Origin of the sequence: Actinoplanes ianthinogenes, from assembly GCF_018324205.1 — a bacterium.
In the GTDB taxonomy this organism is placed as follows: domain Bacteria; phylum Actinomycetota; class Actinomycetes; order Mycobacteriales; family Micromonosporaceae; genus Actinoplanes; species Actinoplanes ianthinogenes.
On sequence record NZ_AP023356.1, the window covers coordinates 193885 to 209854 of the forward strand.

Genomic DNA, 15970 nt, shown 5'->3' on the forward strand with positions numbered 1-15970 from the left:
ACCGGGGCGGCTCCGCTTGACTGGGCCCGCCACGTAGTCGAACGGGGAGGTCGCGATGCCGGGGGAACGCCCGAACATTCTGGTCGTCTGGGGCGATGACATCGGGATCTCGAACCTCAGCTGCTACAGCGACGGGCTGATGGGATACCGGACGCCGAACATCGACCGGATCGCCGAGGAGGGTGCCCGGTTCACCGACTACTACGGCGAGCAGAGCTGCACGGCGGGCCGGGCCGCCTTCATCTGCGGGCAGAACCCGATCCGGACCGGGCTCACCAAGGTGGGCATGCCCGGGGCGACCGTGGGCATCCAGCCGGAGGACCCGACGATCGCGACGGCGCTCAAGGCGCACGGGTACGCGACCGGCCAGTTCGGCAAGAACCACCTCGGCGACCGCGACGAGCACCTGCCGACCGTGCACGGCTTCGACGAGTTCTTCGGCAACCTGTACCACCTCAACGCCGAGGAGGAGCCCGAGCAGCAGGACTATCCGCGCCCCGAGGACTTCCCCGAGTTCCACAAGCGGTTCGGCCCGCGCGGGGTCATCCACTCCTGGGCGGGCAAGGACGGCACCCAGCGCATCGAGGACACCGGCCCGCTGACCCGCAAGCGGATGGAGACCGTCGACGAGGAGTTCCTCGCCGCCGCGAGCACCTTCATCCGTGACAAGGCCGCCGCCGAGCAGCCGTTCTTCGTCTGGTTCAACTCCACGCACATGCATTTCCGCACGCACGTCAAGCCGGAGAGCCGGGGCCAGGCCGGGCGGTGGCAGTCCGATTACCACGACACGATGATCGACCACGACAAGCTGGTCGGTGACCTGCTCAGGCTGCTCGACGAGCTGGGCATCGCCGACGACACGATCGTGGTCTACTCCACCGACAACGGGCCGCACATGAACACCTGGCCGGACGCCGGGATGACGCCGTTCCGCGGAGAGAAGAACTCGAACTGGGAGGGCGCCTACCGGGTGCCCGCGGTGGTGCGCTGGCCGGGGCGGATCGCGCCGGGGACGGTGCTGAACGACATCATGAGCCACGCCGACTGGTTCCCGACGCTGCTCGCCGCCGCCGGGGTGCCGGACATCTCCGGCGCGCTCAGGGCCGGCGCCGACCTCGACGGCACCCGCTTCCACGTGCACCTCGACGGCCACGACCAGCTCGGCTACCTCACCGGGGAGTCGGCGAGCAGCGCCCGGCAGCACTTCTTCTACGTCTCCGACGACGGGGACCTGACCGCTGTCCGCTACGGCAACTGGAAGCTGGTCTTCCTGGAGCAGCGGGCCGCCGGCACCCTGCGGGTGTGGGCCGAGCCCTTCACCGAGCTGCGCGTACCGAAAATCTTCAATCTGCGGACCGATCCCTATGAGCGGGCCGACACCACCTCGAACACCTATTACGACTGGCTGCTCGACCACGCCTGGCTGGCCGTGCCGATGCAGGCGTTCGTCTTCGACATGTTGCAGAGCTTCGTCGAGTTCCCGCGCCGGCAGAAGCCGGCGAGTTTCAGCCTGGAACAGGTGCTGGCCAAACTCCAGGCCGGGATCCCGAGCGCGTGACGGCCGCGGCCACCCCGGCGGCCGGCGCCCTGCCGGACGCCGACCTGAAGTGGATCCCCGGGGGCACCTTCCGGATGGGCTCCGACGAGCACTATCCCGAGGAGGCGCCGGCCCGCGAGGTCGAGGTCGGCGCGGTCTGGATGGGCCGGACCACGGTGACGAACGCCGCCTTCGCCGCGTTCGTCGCCGCGACCGGCTACCTGACCGTCGCCGAACGGCCGCTGGACCCGGCCGACTTCCCGGGCGCCCCGGCGGAGAACCTGGTGCCCGGCTCGATGGTGTTCGTCGGTACGCCCGGCCCGGTCGACCTGCGGCACCTGAGCCAGTGGTGGCGCTGGGTGCCGGGCGCGTCCTGGCGGGCGCCGGAGGGACCGGGCAGCACCGTGGACGGGCGTGCCGACCATCCGGTGGTGCAGGTCGCGTACGAGGACGCCGAGGCGTACGCGGCGTGGGCCGGTCTCGCGCTGCCGACCGAGGCGCAGTGGGAGCACGCGGCCCGGGGCGGGCTCGACGGCGCCACCTACACCTGGGGGAACCGCCCGGAGACGGCCGGCCGGCGGCAGGCGAACTACTGGCACGGCGACTTTCCGTGGCGCGCCGAGAGCGGATATGGGCGTACCGCGCCGGTCGGGTCGTTCCCGCCCAACGGTTACGGCCTGGCCGACATGGCCGGCAACGTCTGGGAGTGGACCCAGGACTGGTACACCGAGGACCGCTGGGCCGGCCTGTCCTCCTGTTGCCTGCCGCGTGACCCGCGGGGCGGGCGGCCGGAGCAGAGTTATGACCCGGCCCAGCCGCAGATCCGGGTCCCGCGCCGGGTCATCAAGGGTGGCTCGTTCCTCTGTGCGGACTCCTACTGCCTGCGGTACCGGCCGGCCGCGCGGCGGCCGCACATGGTCGACACCGGGATGAGTCACCTGGGCTTCCGCTGCGTGGCGCCACCGGTCCCAGCGGCCTAGCAGCTGCCGGTCACCGCCCGCTGAAAGTCCCCGGCTGGCCCTGGTGGCCCTATCCGGGCTCGGAATAGGGCCACCAGCTCCAGCTCTGGTCGTCGGGCTGAACCTGGGGCCAGCCGGACGGACCTTAAGGTGGCACCATGATCCGAGCAGTGATCGTGGACTTCGACGACACCCTGTGCATGACCGAGGCGGCCTCCTTCGACCTGGAGAACGAGGTGCTCGCCCAGATGGGCCGGCCGCCCATGTCACGCGAGGTGCACCTGGCCACCTGGGGTGAGAAGCTGCTCGACGCCATGCCGCACCGCTCCCCCGGCCTGGACCTGGACCGGTTCGCCGAGCTGTTCCCGATCCTCAACCAGAAATACCTGGCCGACGGGCGGCTCGACGTGATCCCGCCGGAGAACCTGCGCGCCCTGGACCGGCTGGTCCTGAGCGGCCGGACGGTCACCCTGCTCACCTCCCGGACCGGGCCGGAGGTGGCGCACCTGCTCGAACCCGACCATCTCCTGGCCTCGCGGGTCACCGGGGCCTATCACCAGGACAACACCCGGTTCCACAAGCCGGACCCGCGTGTCTTCGACGAGCTGCTCGCCGAGACCGGGCTGCGCCCGGAGCAGTGCGTTTACGTCGGCGACTCCCCCGGCGACGCCGTGGCGGCCGGCGGCGCGGGCATCCGCTTCGTAGCCTGCCTGCAGAGCGGCGTGCGCCGCCTCGACGACTTCGACCCGCGGCACGTGACCGCCACGGTCGACACGTTCCCCGAGATCGTCCCCGTCATCGAGTCCCTGTGAGACTCCGCCGGACGCTTCCCGGCCACGAATCGCAGGATCGAGGCGTCATACCAGCTCACCGACCGGTCGAACCGTAACCTCTCCATTGCGAGGTGGCACCGCCGGCCCGTGGGGTCAATCCCGGCGCTGTGGGTGGACCAGGCCGGTGTTGAAGGCGGCGACCACCAGCTGGGCGCGGTCACGGGCACCCAGCTTCGCCATCACGTGTGTGATGTGGGTTTTGACGGTCTTCACCGAGATGACCAGCGCGGTGGCGATCTCGTCATTGGAGCGGCCGCCGCCGATCAATGCCAGGACGTCGACCTCCCGGGTGGTCAGCCCGCGAAGCGGTGCAGCCGGGCGTCCTGGCCGGGAGCCGCCGACATAGTGCGCCACCAGCCGGTCGAGGATCGCCGGGGAGAACAGCGTCTCGCCCCTCGACGTGCGCCGGATCGCGTCGGCAAGCACTTCGGGCCGGGCATCTTTGAGCAGGAAGCCCGAGGCGCCCGCGTGCAGGGCCTCGTAGACATATTCGTCCAGCTCGAACATGCTCAGCACGAGCACCCGGCAGGCCGCGAGCACCGGATCCGAGCAGATCCGCCGGGTTGCCTCGAGGCCGTCGAGATGCGGCATCCGCACGTCCATCAGGACCACGTCCGGTCGCGTGGCGCGGGCCTGCAGGATCGCCTCGACCCCGTCCTGTGCCTCGCCGACCACGACCAGGCCGGGCTGGTCCTCGATGATCGTGGAAAGGCTGCTGCGGACCATCGGCTGATCATCGACCAGCAGCACCCGCACCTGGGTTGTCGCCGGTGCCTCCGATCCGCTGCCGGCCGGGACCGTCGTCACGGCGGAGGGGATACGCCGGATCACCGGGGCACCTCGTCGGGGATGCGGGCGGTGAGCCGGAAGCCGCCCTCGACCGGCTCGGCCGCCAAGGTCCCGCCCAGGCTGCCGACCCGCTCGCGGAGGCCGAGCAGCCCGTGGCCGGCGCCGGGAGTGCCATGCCAACCAGGAGAATCGGGACCCCGGTCGGCGACCACGACGGTCACGAAGTCGCCGTCGCGGCGCAGCTCGATGTCGACCTCGGTCGGCCCCGCGTGCCGCACCACGTTGCTGAGTGCCTCGCGGACCGTCCGGCAGACCGCGACCTGCACACCGGGCGAGACCTCGCCCACCGCTTCGACCGCCAGCCGGGGCCGCAGCCCGGCTGTCTCGGCCCAGGCGACGATCTCCGGCAGAGTGCCCAGGTCCTCCGCCGGTCTGCGGGAGACGGCCTCGCCCGCGGGGCCGCGGAGCACCGTCAGCATCCGGCGCAGCTCGGCGGTGGCGCCCCGGCTGGTCTCCTCGATGTCACCCAGCGCCGCCGCGACCTGCTCCGATTTCGGCAGGTGGCGGGTGGACGCCGCTCGCACGGTGATCAGCCCGAGCCCGTGCGAGACCAGATCGTGCAGGTCGCGGGCGATCCGCAACCGCTCGGCGAGCACCGCCTCACTGGCTGCCCACGCGGTCAGCCGGCTCTCGTAGGCCGCCCGGTCGCTGCGCCAGCGCCGCACCGCCCACACCGCCGCGGCCACCGCTCCACCACCGATCAGCGGTGGGACGAGCCGCGCCGCGGGACCCGTGGCGCCGACCGTGCACATCGCCATCACCAGGACGACGGCGACAGCGGCGACGACCGGAACGGACCGGGAGCGCCAGGCGGGACGGGCATGCAGATTCACGTGCCCGACTGTAAACCTCAGACCAGGGTCGTAGAGGACGCCGGAAAAGTCGGTTCCCGGTCCGACGCGAGCGCACCGCGAACTCGGTTGACTTGGTGCCGTGATCGTCATCGACCGCGTTTGCAAATCCAAGAGCCGGACCCCGATCCTGCGCGAGGTCAGCTTCGAGGCCCGGCCCGGCCGGGTCACCGGCTTCCTCGGGCCCAATGGCGCCGGCAAGACCTCCACGCTGCGGGTGCTGCTCGGCCTGGACCGGGCCGCCAGCGGCACCGCCCTGGTCAACGGGCGGCCCTACGCCGGCTGGCCCCGCCCGCTGACCACCGTCGGTGCGGCACTGGACGGCAGCGGCGCACACCGATCCCGGTCCGCCCACGCCCACCTGCGCTGGGTCGCCACCAGCAACGGCCTGCCCCGCACCCGGGTCGACGAGGTGCTCGATCTGGTCGGCCTGACCGGCGACGCGGGCAAAAGGGCCGGCCGGTTCTCCCTCGGGATGAGCCGTCGCCTCGGGCTGGCGGCCGCGCTGCTCGGCGACCCACCGATCCTCGTTCTCGACGAGCCGGTGAACGGCCTCGACCCGGCCGGGATCCGCTGGATGCGCGACTTCCTGCGGGCCAGTGCCGCCGAGGGCCGCACCGTGCTGCTCTCCAGTCATCTGATGGGCGAGCTGGCCGAGATCGCCGACGATGTCGTCGTCATCGACAAGGGCAGCGTCGTCGCGCGTGGCACCCTCGCCGAGGTCACCGGTGAGCATTCCACGCTGGAGGACGCATTCTTCGCCCTGACCGGTGAGATGGAGCGGCCGTGGTCCTGACGATCCGCGCCGAGCTGCGCAAACTTCTCGGCCTGCCGACCGCCCGGGTCGGCCTGATCCTGGGCGTGCTGATCGCACCACTCCTGGTGCTGATCAACGCGCCGGCCACCCGCGAGTCGATCGCCGACGGCACGCTCGGCGATCCGACCGACCTCGGCTTCCGCAACCTGGGGATCGGCCTGCTCGGCGCGCTGATCCTCGGCGTCGTGTCGGTCAGCAGCGAGTACACGCCGACCGGCGACGACTCCCCCGGCGCCCGGCAGCTGACCGCGACACTGACGGCGGTGCCCCACCGGCTCCGCCTGCTGATCGCCAAGGCCACGGCCCTGGTCCTGGTGGTCGCCGTGCAAGGCCTGATCACCGCGACGGCGACCCTGGCCCTGACCGAACTGGTGCACGGCGACGCGGTCCCCGCGCCGAGCGTGGCCCGGGTGGCTGGGGCGATCCTCTACTGGGTGCTCATCACCCTGCTCGCGTTCGCGATCACCCTGATCGCACGCAACGGTGTGATCACGCTGACCGTCCTGATCCTGAACAGCTCGGTCGTCTCGGTCTCCTACCTGCTGTACAAGGTCATGCCGCTGGCGGCCTATCTGCCCGACATCGTCGGCCCGCACATGTTCATCCGCAGCATGGACCTGTCGTTGCGGATCCCGCCCGTCACCGCGGGCCTGGTGATGACCGCATGGGTGGCCGCATTCCTGATCCTGGCGGCCTGGCTCTTCCAGCGGCGCGACCCGTGAACGCCGCCCGCATCACGCACGCGGAGGTTCGCAAGCTTCTGACGCTGCCCGCGATACGCACCACCACAGTGCTCACCGTGCTCGGCACGCTGCTGCTCGCCACGACCCGGCAGGACGGGATCCGGGTGCTGCAGGTCGTGCAGGTCGGCTTCCTGGCACTCGGAGTCTTCGCGACCACCCACGAGTTCCAGGCCGGCGGCCAGATCCGCACCACCCTGCTGGCCTCACCCCGGCGGCTGCTCCTCACCGCGGCGAAAGGGACGGCTCTCGTCACCGTCACGGTTCCGGTCGCCGTCGTTGTCGCCTTGACCGCGACGGTCCCGGCGGGCGACAGCGGTAAGGCGCCCGCGGCGGTCGTCTACCTCGCGCTCACGTCACTGCTGGCGGCCGCGGTGGGCCTGCTGCTGCGCCACTCGGTCACGGCAGTGGCCGTGCTGCTTCCGGCCTATCTGATCGCAGCTCCGATGCTGCGCGCCCACTCACCGGCCTTCTCGGCGTGGCTTCCCGACACCGCCTTGACCGATCCGACACGGGGTGCTGCCGCGCTGATCGTCTGGGCGGCTGCGGCCTCGGTTCTGGCCGCTGCGAGGTTCCATTCCCGCGACGCGTAACTCGCTGATCGTTAAGCCTGCTCCGGCCCTCGCCTAAAGATCGCGAAGGCCGCCGCAGGTCCCCTGTGGCCGGGCCCGGCACCTCATCACCGCCAGCACCTACCATGCGCGACAAAGCCGCTCCCGCCGACCGGAGTGCCGCTGCCGTCCCAACCGGTCCGGGCCGAGCGCACCTGGGGCTATCGCCCAAGCCCAAACCACACCGGTCCCAACGCGCGCTCATGCCGAGTTGAGTGCGCTCAGCCACATCTGGTTGAAGTCCTTATGACGTGGTCGCGACAAGGGGAATTTCGAGTCAAATTTGCCCTCCCTAAGTCGCTACGGTATGTAACGGCCAACGATTCCGGCGGCGACACTGTCCGTAAATCCGCATCGCTCGGCGGCGAAGGACCTGCGCCGCGGTCCCAATCCGTCCCGGTCGTCAATGCTCAGCATTAGATATCTGAACGACCTGTTGATCATGTGACCCATGAAATAATGCGTCAGCAGCGTACCGGTTCCGCACCCTGAGATGGCGACGGCGACAAGCTCGATCCAGCCGTAACTCTCCGACGGAAAATCGGCGGGCGCTAGGCTGGCGTACTCCGGATCCGCAGCTGTTCCATAGATGAATCCTGCAACTCCCTGCTCCCCGAGGGCGACGAAGGCCAAGTCCGAGCCAGCCAGCCCCCCAAGTTCGGGAGTCGTTTCTACCCATCCTCGGTCGATTAGGATTGTTTCAACCTCGTCGACATGTTCAGATCCGAACGGCGCAATCGTCATAGCCCTATGATGGCATCGGTCCGGTGCGCGCAGAGCTTCTTCTGAGGCATCTCTGTCGTCAAGACCCGTCCAGACGGACACCGCTTCAGGGGAATTGCCGGTGTAAGGCGAGCTAAATGGTTGAACGGTTTAGTGTCGTAGCCAGGTTGCTCCATTCAAAGACACTCATTTGCCGCTGAGTTTGCGCCGGGTGGTGCCGTGAGCATTGCACGGGCATAGGCGTCGATCACTTTGCGGCGTCTCGTACACCTCAGGTGGCACGTTCGAACGTGCGGCGGCGGCCCTCGCCGCGTTCGTCGCGCCGGTGGTGCTCTGCGTGGCCGGAGCGGCCGGGTTGTTCGGCACCGATCAGGTGTGGCAGCGGATCGCGTTCGTGCCACCGGGTCTGATCGTCGGCGCTGTGTACGGATACCTGGCGGTACCGGCTGCGGATCGTGGACTCGCGGCTGCACTGACGTGCCGTCTTGCGCAGCGGCAGCGCGCCGCTGGCGGAGGTGAGTGAGGTCGTACCGCATCTGAAGAACTACACGACCGTGGTGCTCACCGGTGCCTCGAACGGAGGCCACCCGTGTAATCGGCGCCTACCTCCAGGTGAGCCCGGCTGTCCGGATTCCATCCGGGACTAGCTCTGTTTCTCCAGTCCGTTACGCAGCACGTCCGCGGCCCGCCGCACGTCCGCGCGGACCGTCGCCGGTTGGCCGGGATGGCGGCGCAGGCTCTCGTGCTGCACGCGCCACAGGCCGAGCAGGGCGGCGGCCGTGATCTGCGGTTCCGGATCGGCCGGGTCGACGCCGTCGCGGGCCGCCAGCGCCTCGGCCGCCACGGCGACGAACCGGTCCATCATGTCGTTGCGGTAGGCGCGCAGCGATGGCGCCGCCTCCAGCAACTCGCCGAAGCGCCGGTAGCCCTCCGGGTCGCCGGCGAACCCGTCGAGCTCGGCGTCAAGCAGGCGCAGTGCGGCTTCGATCGGCGTGTGTCCGGTCGACGCGAGCGCTTCCCGCAGCGCCGTCGTCGTGCCTTCGAGGCGGTCGAGCAGCAGCGCCTCCTTGGTCGGGAAGTAGTTGAACACCGTCTTCTCCGACACCCCGCACGCCCGCGCCACCTCCGCCACCCGTACGCCGTCGAACCCGCGCTCCACGAACATCCGGGTCGCCGTGTCGGACAGTTGCTGCCGCATCTGCCGCTTCTTCTCCTCGCGCAGGCTCATGGGCGAATCTTACTGCTACAGTATTTTTACAGTGACTGTAAGGAGACGGTAATGAGCGAGTTCCGGATCGTCCGCGACTACCCGCATCCGATCGAGCGCGTCTGGCGCGTGCTCACCGACCCTGAGCTGGTCCCGCGCTGGACCACGACCGGCCAGGGCGGCCGACCCGAGGGCTTCGCGCCGGTCACGGGCACGAAGTTCCGGTTCATCGCCAAGCCGGTCGCGAGCTGGCGGGGCATCGTCGACTGCGAGGTCCTCGAGGTCGACGCGCCGGCGCTGCTGCGCTACTCCTGGATCGGCGACGAGGGGGCCACGCCGAGCTTCGTCGCCTACCGCCTCCAGCCGATCGACGGCGGCACGCGCTTCACCTGGGAGCACACTGGCTTCACCGGCATCGGCGGCTTCTTCATGTGCCGGCTCCTGCGGTCGGTGCGGGCCAAGATGCTGACCGTGGCGTTACCCACGGTCCTCGACGATCCCAAGCTCCCGGCCTGACCACCCTTTCCGGCCCGCTGCCGGAGACAAGGCGATCGCCTGTAGCGGCGAGCACGGGAACGGCTTCGGTGAACACCGTCCCGATACGGTGCCGTGGATTGTGCAGGACGTCAGAGATGAGTAGCCGATTTCAGTACGTTCAAGCGAAGCCCGAGTCTTCATCGAGCAAAAGCCCTAATTCGTCTATCAGCGAAGAAAAGGCCGGGGCGACAACCCGCCAGCTCATACGACTGGGCTCGGTCCAGATATCACTCGCTACGACTCGCGGATCCGAAGCGTTTGTTCGATAGTCAAGTGCGACTGCGGTGTCGTCGCCTGCATATTTGGCCACGGCGATGAAGAATGCCTTGTCCACGTCCAGCCAGGGCAGCGAGACGGGGGCGGTCGGAGAACCTCGGACGAGACTGAAGATGTGAGCTGTCGTCTCGTCTTCGACCAGGTGGTCGAGTGCGCCGGACCGGCGCTCCATGTCGTGCACAGTGGCGAGAAAGTCCAACTCGTCAGCGAACCAGGGCATCGTTCGAGCAAGCGCATCCTCGCCAGGGTGCCGCCACGCGCCACGGTGCAGCAAGCGGAGTAGCAATTCGGGTACGACGAGGCCACGCACTCGCACCGTCGGCGTGTCACTGACCATGCACAGTCTTCCTCGCCTGCCGTCGGATGACGCGGGGAGTATCCCATCGATGCATGAGGCTGGCCGTCAGGTACGGATCGTGCAGCCCGGTCCTGGCGGCAGGCGGAGCCTACGCCGCCGGGCTGAGCCGGCGACGAGCCGGTGGCCGCTGATGTCACCACGGATCTCCAGCAGGTAGCGTGAGCCCGATGAAGCGGGCCGTGATCTGCGCACTGGTCGTGGTGGCGACAGTGCTGCCCGCCGCACCGGCCGCCGCCGTCTCGGTGCCGGATCGGCTGGCGCACGTCGGCAACGCCCGGCAGCTGATCGTGGTGACCGGCAAGAGCTGGTCGTCGACGTACGCCACGCTGCGGGCCTACCAGCGCGGGACGGACGGCAAGTGGCGGCAGGTGTTCGCCGCGATGCCGGCCCGCAGTGGGTACGGCGGCTGGGCGTGGGCGGCGCAGCGGGTGCAGGACACCGGGGAGACGCCGGTCGGCACGTTCACCATCACCCGGGCGTTCGGGGTGCGGGCGGACCCGGGGACGCGGTTGCCGTACCGGAAGGTCGACGCCAACGACTACTGGGTCGGCGATCGGCGTGACCCGCAGACCTACAACGTCTTCCAGCCGTCCGCCTCGAAGCACCGCACCTGGCGCATCTCCCAGGCCGAGCGGCTGGCCGCATACCCCACCCAGTACGCCTACGCCGCGGTCATCAACTTCAACCGGCCGGCCGGCGTGCACTGGAACGCCGAGCTCGGCGAGTACGTCACCAGCACCCCGTCCCACGTCGGCCGCGGCTCGGCCGTCTTCCTGCACGTCAACGGCAAGGGCTCGACCGCCGGCTGCGTCTCGGTCAGCCGGGCGAACCTGGTCCGGCTGCTGAAGTGGCTGCGCCCGGCCCAGCACCCGCGGATCGTGATGGGCCCGGCCGCGGTCATCACCCAGGCGTGACCAGCGCCTCGCCGCGCGCGGTGCGCACGTAGAAGACCTGACGCCCGGCCCGCCGCCGGGCGACCAGCCCCGCGGTGACCAGGCGGGCCAGGTGGGCGGAGATCCCTCCGGCGGCCAGTCCGGTACGCCGGGCCAGCGACGTGGTCGTCGACGGTGTCGCCAGCTCGGCCAGCAGGGTCGCCCGGGCCCGCCCGAGCACCGCGGCGAGATCGGCGGCGGGCGCGTCGTCGTGCCACATCGCGCCGACGCCGCGCGCCGGGTATCGCAGCACCGGTGCCCACGGCTCGGCCGCCTTGACGAAGACGTTCGGCCAGGCGAACAGGGACGGCACGAGGACCAGGCCGCGACCGCCCAGCACGAAGTCCAGTGCCGGGCCGGGCCGGTTCACCGACAGGACGTCGTCCGCCCAGGAGATCGTGGGCGCGAGCTCCGGGAACATCGCCTGTGGACCGGCGTCGGCCAGCCGTCGCGCCCGGAACATGACGTCGGCCTCCAGGATGCCGCGCATCCGGTCCCAGTAGGGCGCGAGGGCGAGATCCCAGTAGGCCCGCATCTGGTCGCCGTGCCCGGACGCCTCGAACTCGGCCGCCGGATCCGCGATCGGGGTCCGCGGCGCCGGCGCGAGGAAGCCGGGCAGGTGCCGCTCCGGGGTCAGCACGAGATCGCGCAGCTCGCGCAGCCCCGGCGCGGCCAGCACGGCGTCCCGGTGCCGGGTCACCCAGGGCAGGTGCACCGCGTGCGCGCCGGGGTCGCGCAGCACCCGCAGGCTCGCGACGACCTCCCAGGCGGGCGAGATCGCGAACCGGACCCCGGCGAGGTCGGCCGGTGACATCGACATCCGCAGCATCGAGGATTCACTCTAGACCGAATCTTTGGTACGCCCCGGCCACCGTCCCGGACGCTCCCGGGCATGTCCCGTGACTTCACCCGCTACCTCGTCGCCGCCATCGCCGCGAAAGGGGGCGTCAACCTCGCCAAGGTCGCCGTCCCGCTGGTCGCGATCACCTCGCTCGGCGCCGGGCCGGGCCAGGCCGGTGCCCTCGCCGCCGCCGGCACCGCGCCGTTCCTGCTGTTCGGGCTGCCGGCCGGCGCCTGGCTGGACCGGGTCGCCCGGCGGCCGGTGATGGTCGCCGCGGACCTGGTCCGGTTCGTCCTGCTCGCCTCGGTGCCGGTCGCGGGCGCGGGCGCGCGCTGACCATGGCGCAGCTCTGGCCGGTCGTGTTCCTCACCGGCGTCGCGACCGTCTTCTTCGACCTGGCCGCGCAGAGTCACCTGCCGGACCTGGTCGGCGACCGGCGCCGGTTGATCGCGGCCAACGGGCGGCTGGCGACCGTCGACCAACTGGCCCTGATCGGCGGCCCGGTGCTGGCCGGGTGGCTGATCGGCCTGTCGACGGCGTCGGTGGTCCTGATCGCGACGGCCTGCGGCTACCTGTGGTCGGCACTCTGGATCCGGCGGATCGAGTGCCCCGAGCCCCGTCCGGCGGTGACCCGCCGCTCGCTGGTGGCCGAGATGCGCGACGGGCTGTCGTTCGTCCGTCGTGACCGGACGCTGCGGGCGATCGCCGCGGCCGGCGCCCTGGTGAACTTCGCGACCTCGGGCATCGTGGCGATGCTGCCGCTGGTGCTCGCCGACGAGCGCGACCTGAGTCTCCTACTGAGCGCCGGTGGTGTCGGCGGCCTGCTGGCGGCCCTGATCGCGAGGCGGTTCCCGGGCGGCCGCCCGGTGCTCGCGATCGGACTGGCCATCGTGCCCGCGGCGCTGCTGCTGCCGTTCGCCGGCCGGCCGGTTCCGGTGCCGCTCGCCGCCCTGGCCTGGGCCGTGGTGATCTTCAAGGTGGGCTTCGACGCCGTGGTGCTGATGTCGTTCCGGCAGATGGTCACGCCGCCCGCGCTGCTGGGCCGGGTCAGCGGCACGCTGCGGGTGATCTTCAGCGGGGCGCTCACGCTCGGCGCCGGGACCGCCGGGCTGGTCGGTGCCCACGCCGGGCCGCGGGCGGCCGTCGGGGTGGCCGGCATCGCACTGGCCGTCGTCTGGGTGCCGATTCTGCGGTCACCGCTGCGCGCCGCTCGACTGCACGGCGGGAGGGACGGCGGGATGCGTGCTCAGGCCGTACCGGAAGCGCCATGACGGCGACCACGACGGGCCCGCCGCGCGCCCGCGGCCCGGTGTGGTTGACGGCACTTCTATCCTGGGTCGATCCAACGTCGGAATCGAAGGCCCACGATGAGCAGCCGCCGGGTTCGCAGTGAGCAGGTCGAGCAGACCAGGGACACCATGCTGCGCACCGCCGAGCGCCTGTTCGCCGAGCACGGTGTCGCCTCGGTGTCGAACCGGCAGATCAGCGAGGCGTCCGGGCAGGGCAACAACGCCGCGGTCAACTACCACTTCGGGACCAAGTCCGATCTGGTCCGGGAGATCGTCCGGCGGCACGCCGGTCCGATGGAGGAGATCCGGCGTGGCCTGCTGGAACGCTATTCCGGCAGCACCGAGCTGCGGGACTGGGTCACCTGCGTGGTCCGCTCGATCACCGACCACCTGGACGCGCTGGGCCACCCGAGTTGGTACGCGCGGTTCGCCGCCCAGCTGATCACCGAGCCGGCCCTGCGCGAGCTGGCCGCCGCCGAGATCGCCGAGGCGCCGATGTTCCTGGCCGTGCTCGACGCGCTGCACGCCTGCCTGCCCGATCTGCCGCCCGAGGTGCGCCACGAGCGCGACGACATGGCGCACACCCTGATCCTGCATTTCTGCGCGCAGCGTGAGCGCTCCGGCACGCCCCGCTGGTCGGCCACCGCAGCAGCGCTCATCGATGCCGTCGACGGGCTCTACCGGGCGCCGTCCCGTCAGTCAGTGGCCTAGATCACAACTTCGATCAAGCAGTTGCTTTAAATTCGGGCCTTGGGTTGGCTACCCCGTACCGGACGAACCCCGTGAAAGGGCCCACCCATGTCCCCCACTCCCCTTAGCGGTCAACCTCACCGTTACCGGCCGGCGGAGCTCGATGCCCTGCGCGCTCGCTACCAGCACGAACGTGACCGTCGCATCCGTCCGGAAGGCACCGCGCAGTACCGGCGGGCGGCCGGCGAGTTCGGCCACTACGCCAAGGATCCGTACACCCCGTGGACCGAGCGGGAGACCCGGCACGACCGGGTCGAGGTGGTCGTCATCGGTGGCGGCTTCGGTGGGCTGCTCACCGGCGCCCGGCTGCGGCAGGCCGGCGTCAAGGACATCCGGGTGATCGACGAGGCCGGTGACTTCGGCGGCACGTGGTACTGGAACCGCTACCCCGGCATCCACTGCGACATCGAGGCGACCGTCTACATGCCGCTGCTGGAGGAGGTCGGCTACGTCCCGAAGTGGCGTTACGCCCCCGGCGAGGAGATCCGGCAGCACTGCGTCGCGATCGCCGAGAAGTTCGACCTCTACTCCGACGCGCTGTTCCACACCCGGGTCGTCGAGCTGCGGTGGGACGACGAGGCCACCCTGTGGACGGTGACGACCGACCGCGGCGACGAGTTCCAGACCCGGTACGTGACGGTCTCGTCCGGCACGCTCACCCAGCCGAAGCTGCCCGGTGTCCCGGGCATCGAGAAGTTCTCCGGGCACACCTTCCACACCGGCCGCTGGGATCAGCACTACGACCTGACCGGCAAGCGGGTCGCGGTGGTCGGCACCGGCGCCACCGGCATCCAGGTGATCCCGCACGTCGCCGAGGCGGCCGAGCACCTGTACGTCTTCCAGCGCACCCCGTCCACCGTCGACGTCCGCGGCAACCGGCCGATCGACCCGGAGTGGGCCGCCTCGCTGAAGCCCGGCTGGCAGCAGGAGCGCCTGGACAACTTCCTCACCATCGTGACCGGTGGCCACGCCGACCAGGACCTGATCGACGACGGCTGGACCGCGACCGCCAAGCTCCAGCGCCAGATGCTCACCGGCACGCTCGACCGCACGATCTCCGCCGAGGAGCGCGACCACCTCGACGAACTCGCCGACTTCCGCAAGATGGACGAGATCCGGGACCGGGTCGACAGCATCGTCGAGGACCCGGCCACCGCGGAGGCGCTCAAGCCGTGGTACCGCTACATGTGCAAGCGGCCCACGTTCAGCGACTTCTACCTGCAGACCTTCAACCGGCCGAACGTGACGCTGGTCGACACCGCCGACTTCGGCGGCATCACCGCGATGACGTCGTCCGGGATCGTGGTCGGTGAGCAGGAGTACGAGGTCGACTGCATCATCTTCGCCACCGGATTCGAGGTCGGCATCTCCGGCGTCGTCTCCGGCACCCTGCCGGTCTACGGCCGGGGCGGCCAGCAGCTGCTGCACTACTGGGCCCGCGGCCCGCGTACGCTGCACGGCTTCTACACCCACGGCTTCCCGAACCTGTTCCATCTCGGTGCGCTCCAGAACGCCGCCGCGGTCAACTTCGTGCACGTGCTCCAGGAGCAGGCCACCCACATCGCCGCGGTGATCGCGGAGGCGGAGCGGCGCGGCGCCCGCCGGGTGGAGCCGAGCCTGGAGGCCGAGGAGGGCTGGATCGCGACGATCCGCGAGACGGCGCCGGACAACTTCACGTTCCAGGCCGAGTGCACCCCGGGTTACTACAACGGCGAGGGCAAGCCGCGCCCGGTGAACAACTCGTTCGGCCCCGGCCCGGTCGTCTTCCACGAGCTGCTGCGCAGCTGGCGCGCGGAGGGCGGGATGGACGAGGTCCTCGCCGCCGGCTGATCGGACGCCGCCTCCGGCGCCGTGCCCTCC

General features: G+C 70.4%; 18 protein-coding genes. 12 read left to right on the forward strand and 6 right to left on the reverse strand.

Annotated elements, in window-relative coordinates:
* Positions 1 to 55: 55 nt before the first annotated feature.
* The 3 genes from Aiant_RS00890 to Aiant_RS00900 all read left to right on the forward strand — a co-directional run bounded on the left by Aiant_RS00890 (position 56) and on the right by Aiant_RS00900 (position 3308).
* Complete coding sequence (locus Aiant_RS00890) at positions 56 to 1558, forward strand: arylsulfatase (protein WP_189334078.1); 1503 nt, start codon at positions 56 to 58, stop codon at positions 1556 to 1558.
* Complete coding sequence (locus tag Aiant_RS00895; RefSeq protein ID WP_268248837.1) at positions 1555 to 2517, forward strand: SUMF1/EgtB/PvdO family nonheme iron enzyme; 963 nt, start codon at positions 1555 to 1557, stop codon at positions 2515 to 2517. Before Aiant_RS00890 ends, Aiant_RS00895 begins: the two co-directional genes overlap by 4 nt.
* 137 nt (positions 2518 to 2654) lie before the next feature.
* Entirely contained in the window at positions 2655 to 3308 is a 654-nt protein-coding gene (locus Aiant_RS00900) for an HAD family hydrolase (RefSeq protein WP_189334077.1), read from the forward strand.
* A 114-nt stretch (positions 3309 to 3422) separates the two neighbouring features.
* On the opposite strand, the gene Aiant_RS00905 is transcribed toward Aiant_RS00900, so the two are convergent.
* Positions 3423 to 4055, reverse strand: coding sequence for a response regulator (locus Aiant_RS00905; RefSeq protein WP_189334268.1), 633 nt, complete (start codon positions 4053 to 4055; stop codon positions 3423 to 3425).
* 101 nt (positions 4056 to 4156) lie between these two features.
* Complete coding sequence (locus Aiant_RS00910) at positions 4157 to 5011, reverse strand: sensor histidine kinase (protein WP_212846892.1); 855 nt, start codon at positions 5009 to 5011, stop codon at positions 4157 to 4159.
* A 100-nt stretch (positions 5012 to 5111) separates the two neighbouring features.
* On the opposite strand from Aiant_RS00910, the gene Aiant_RS00915 reads away from it, so the two are divergent.
* The 3 genes from Aiant_RS00915 to Aiant_RS00925 are packed head-to-tail and all read left to right on the forward strand — an operon-like array spanning position 5112 to position 7179.
* Complete coding sequence (locus tag Aiant_RS00915; RefSeq protein WP_189334075.1) at positions 5112 to 5825, forward strand: ABC transporter ATP-binding protein; 714 nt, start codon at positions 5112 to 5114, stop codon at positions 5823 to 5825.
* Positions 5816 to 6568, forward strand: a complete 753-nt coding sequence (locus Aiant_RS00920; RefSeq protein WP_189334074.1) for an ABC transporter permease — start codon at positions 5816 to 5818, stop codon at positions 6566 to 6568. Before Aiant_RS00915 ends, Aiant_RS00920 begins: the two co-directional genes overlap by 10 nt.
* Complete coding sequence (locus Aiant_RS00925; protein ID WP_189334073.1) at positions 6565 to 7179, forward strand: hypothetical protein; 615 nt, start codon at positions 6565 to 6567, stop codon at positions 7177 to 7179. Before Aiant_RS00920 ends, Aiant_RS00925 begins: the two co-directional genes overlap by 4 nt.
* A gap of 318 nt (positions 7180 to 7497) precedes the next feature.
* Here the strand turns inward: Aiant_RS00925 and Aiant_RS00930 are convergent, their stop codons facing one another.
* Positions 7498 to 7941: a hypothetical protein gene (locus Aiant_RS00930; RefSeq protein ID WP_189334072.1), complete on the reverse strand. Its 444-nt coding sequence runs from the start codon at positions 7939 to 7941 to the stop codon at positions 7498 to 7500.
* 622 nt (positions 7942 to 8563) lie between these two features.
* Positions 8564 to 9148: a TetR/AcrR family transcriptional regulator gene (locus tag Aiant_RS00935; RefSeq protein ID WP_212846894.1), complete on the reverse strand. Its 585-nt coding sequence runs from the start codon at positions 9146 to 9148 to the stop codon at positions 8564 to 8566.
* A 51-nt stretch (positions 9149 to 9199) separates the two neighbouring features.
* On the opposite strand from Aiant_RS00935, the gene Aiant_RS00940 reads away from it, so the two are divergent.
* The gene (locus Aiant_RS00940; RefSeq protein ID WP_189334071.1) at positions 9200 to 9643 is read left to right on the forward strand and encodes an SRPBCC family protein; all 444 of its coding nucleotides are present in this window, start codon (positions 9200 to 9202) and stop codon (positions 9641 to 9643) included.
* 139 nt (positions 9644 to 9782) lie between these two features.
* Here the strand turns inward: Aiant_RS00940 and Aiant_RS00945 are convergent, their stop codons facing one another.
* The gene (locus Aiant_RS00945; RefSeq protein WP_189334070.1) at positions 9783 to 10277 is read right to left on the reverse strand and encodes a hypothetical protein; all 495 of its coding nucleotides are present in this window, start codon (positions 10275 to 10277) and stop codon (positions 9783 to 9785) included.
* 188 nt (positions 10278 to 10465) lie between these two features.
* On the opposite strand from Aiant_RS00945, the gene Aiant_RS00950 reads away from it, so the two are divergent.
* On the forward strand, positions 10466 to 11212 hold the full coding sequence (locus Aiant_RS00950; protein ID WP_189334069.1) for a L,D-transpeptidase family protein: 747 nt from the start codon (positions 10466 to 10468) through the stop codon (positions 11210 to 11212).
* Here the strand turns inward: Aiant_RS00950 and Aiant_RS00955 are convergent.
* Positions 11199 to 12050, reverse strand: a complete 852-nt coding sequence (locus Aiant_RS00955) for an ArsR/SmtB family transcription factor (RefSeq protein ID WP_229830880.1) — start codon at positions 12048 to 12050, stop codon at positions 11199 to 11201. The two genes, Aiant_RS00950 and Aiant_RS00955, sit on opposite strands and share 14 nt — an antisense overlap.
* A gap of 72 nt (positions 12051 to 12122) precedes the next feature.
* Between Aiant_RS00955 and Aiant_RS46405 the strand changes: the two genes are divergently transcribed.
* The 4 genes from Aiant_RS46405 (at position 12123) to Aiant_RS00975 (ending at position 15940) form a co-directional block, all read left to right on the forward strand.
* Entirely contained in the window at positions 12123 to 12407 is a 285-nt protein-coding gene (locus Aiant_RS46405) for an MFS transporter (RefSeq protein ID WP_189334067.1), read from the forward strand.
* A 2-nt stretch (positions 12408 to 12409) separates the two neighbouring features.
* Complete coding sequence (locus Aiant_RS00965) at positions 12410 to 13342, forward strand: MFS transporter (protein WP_189334066.1); 933 nt, start codon at positions 12410 to 12412, stop codon at positions 13340 to 13342.
* A 96-nt stretch (positions 13343 to 13438) separates the two neighbouring features.
* Positions 13439 to 14071: a TetR/AcrR family transcriptional regulator gene (locus Aiant_RS00970; protein WP_189334065.1), complete on the forward strand. Its 633-nt coding sequence runs from the start codon at positions 13439 to 13441 to the stop codon at positions 14069 to 14071.
* An 87-nt stretch (positions 14072 to 14158) separates the two neighbouring features.
* Positions 14159 to 15940 (forward strand): flavin-containing monooxygenase, encoded by a 1782-nt coding sequence (locus Aiant_RS00975; RefSeq protein ID WP_189334064.1) that lies wholly within the window; start codon positions 14159 to 14161, stop codon positions 15938 to 15940.
* Positions 15941 to 15970: the final 30 nt, after the last annotated feature.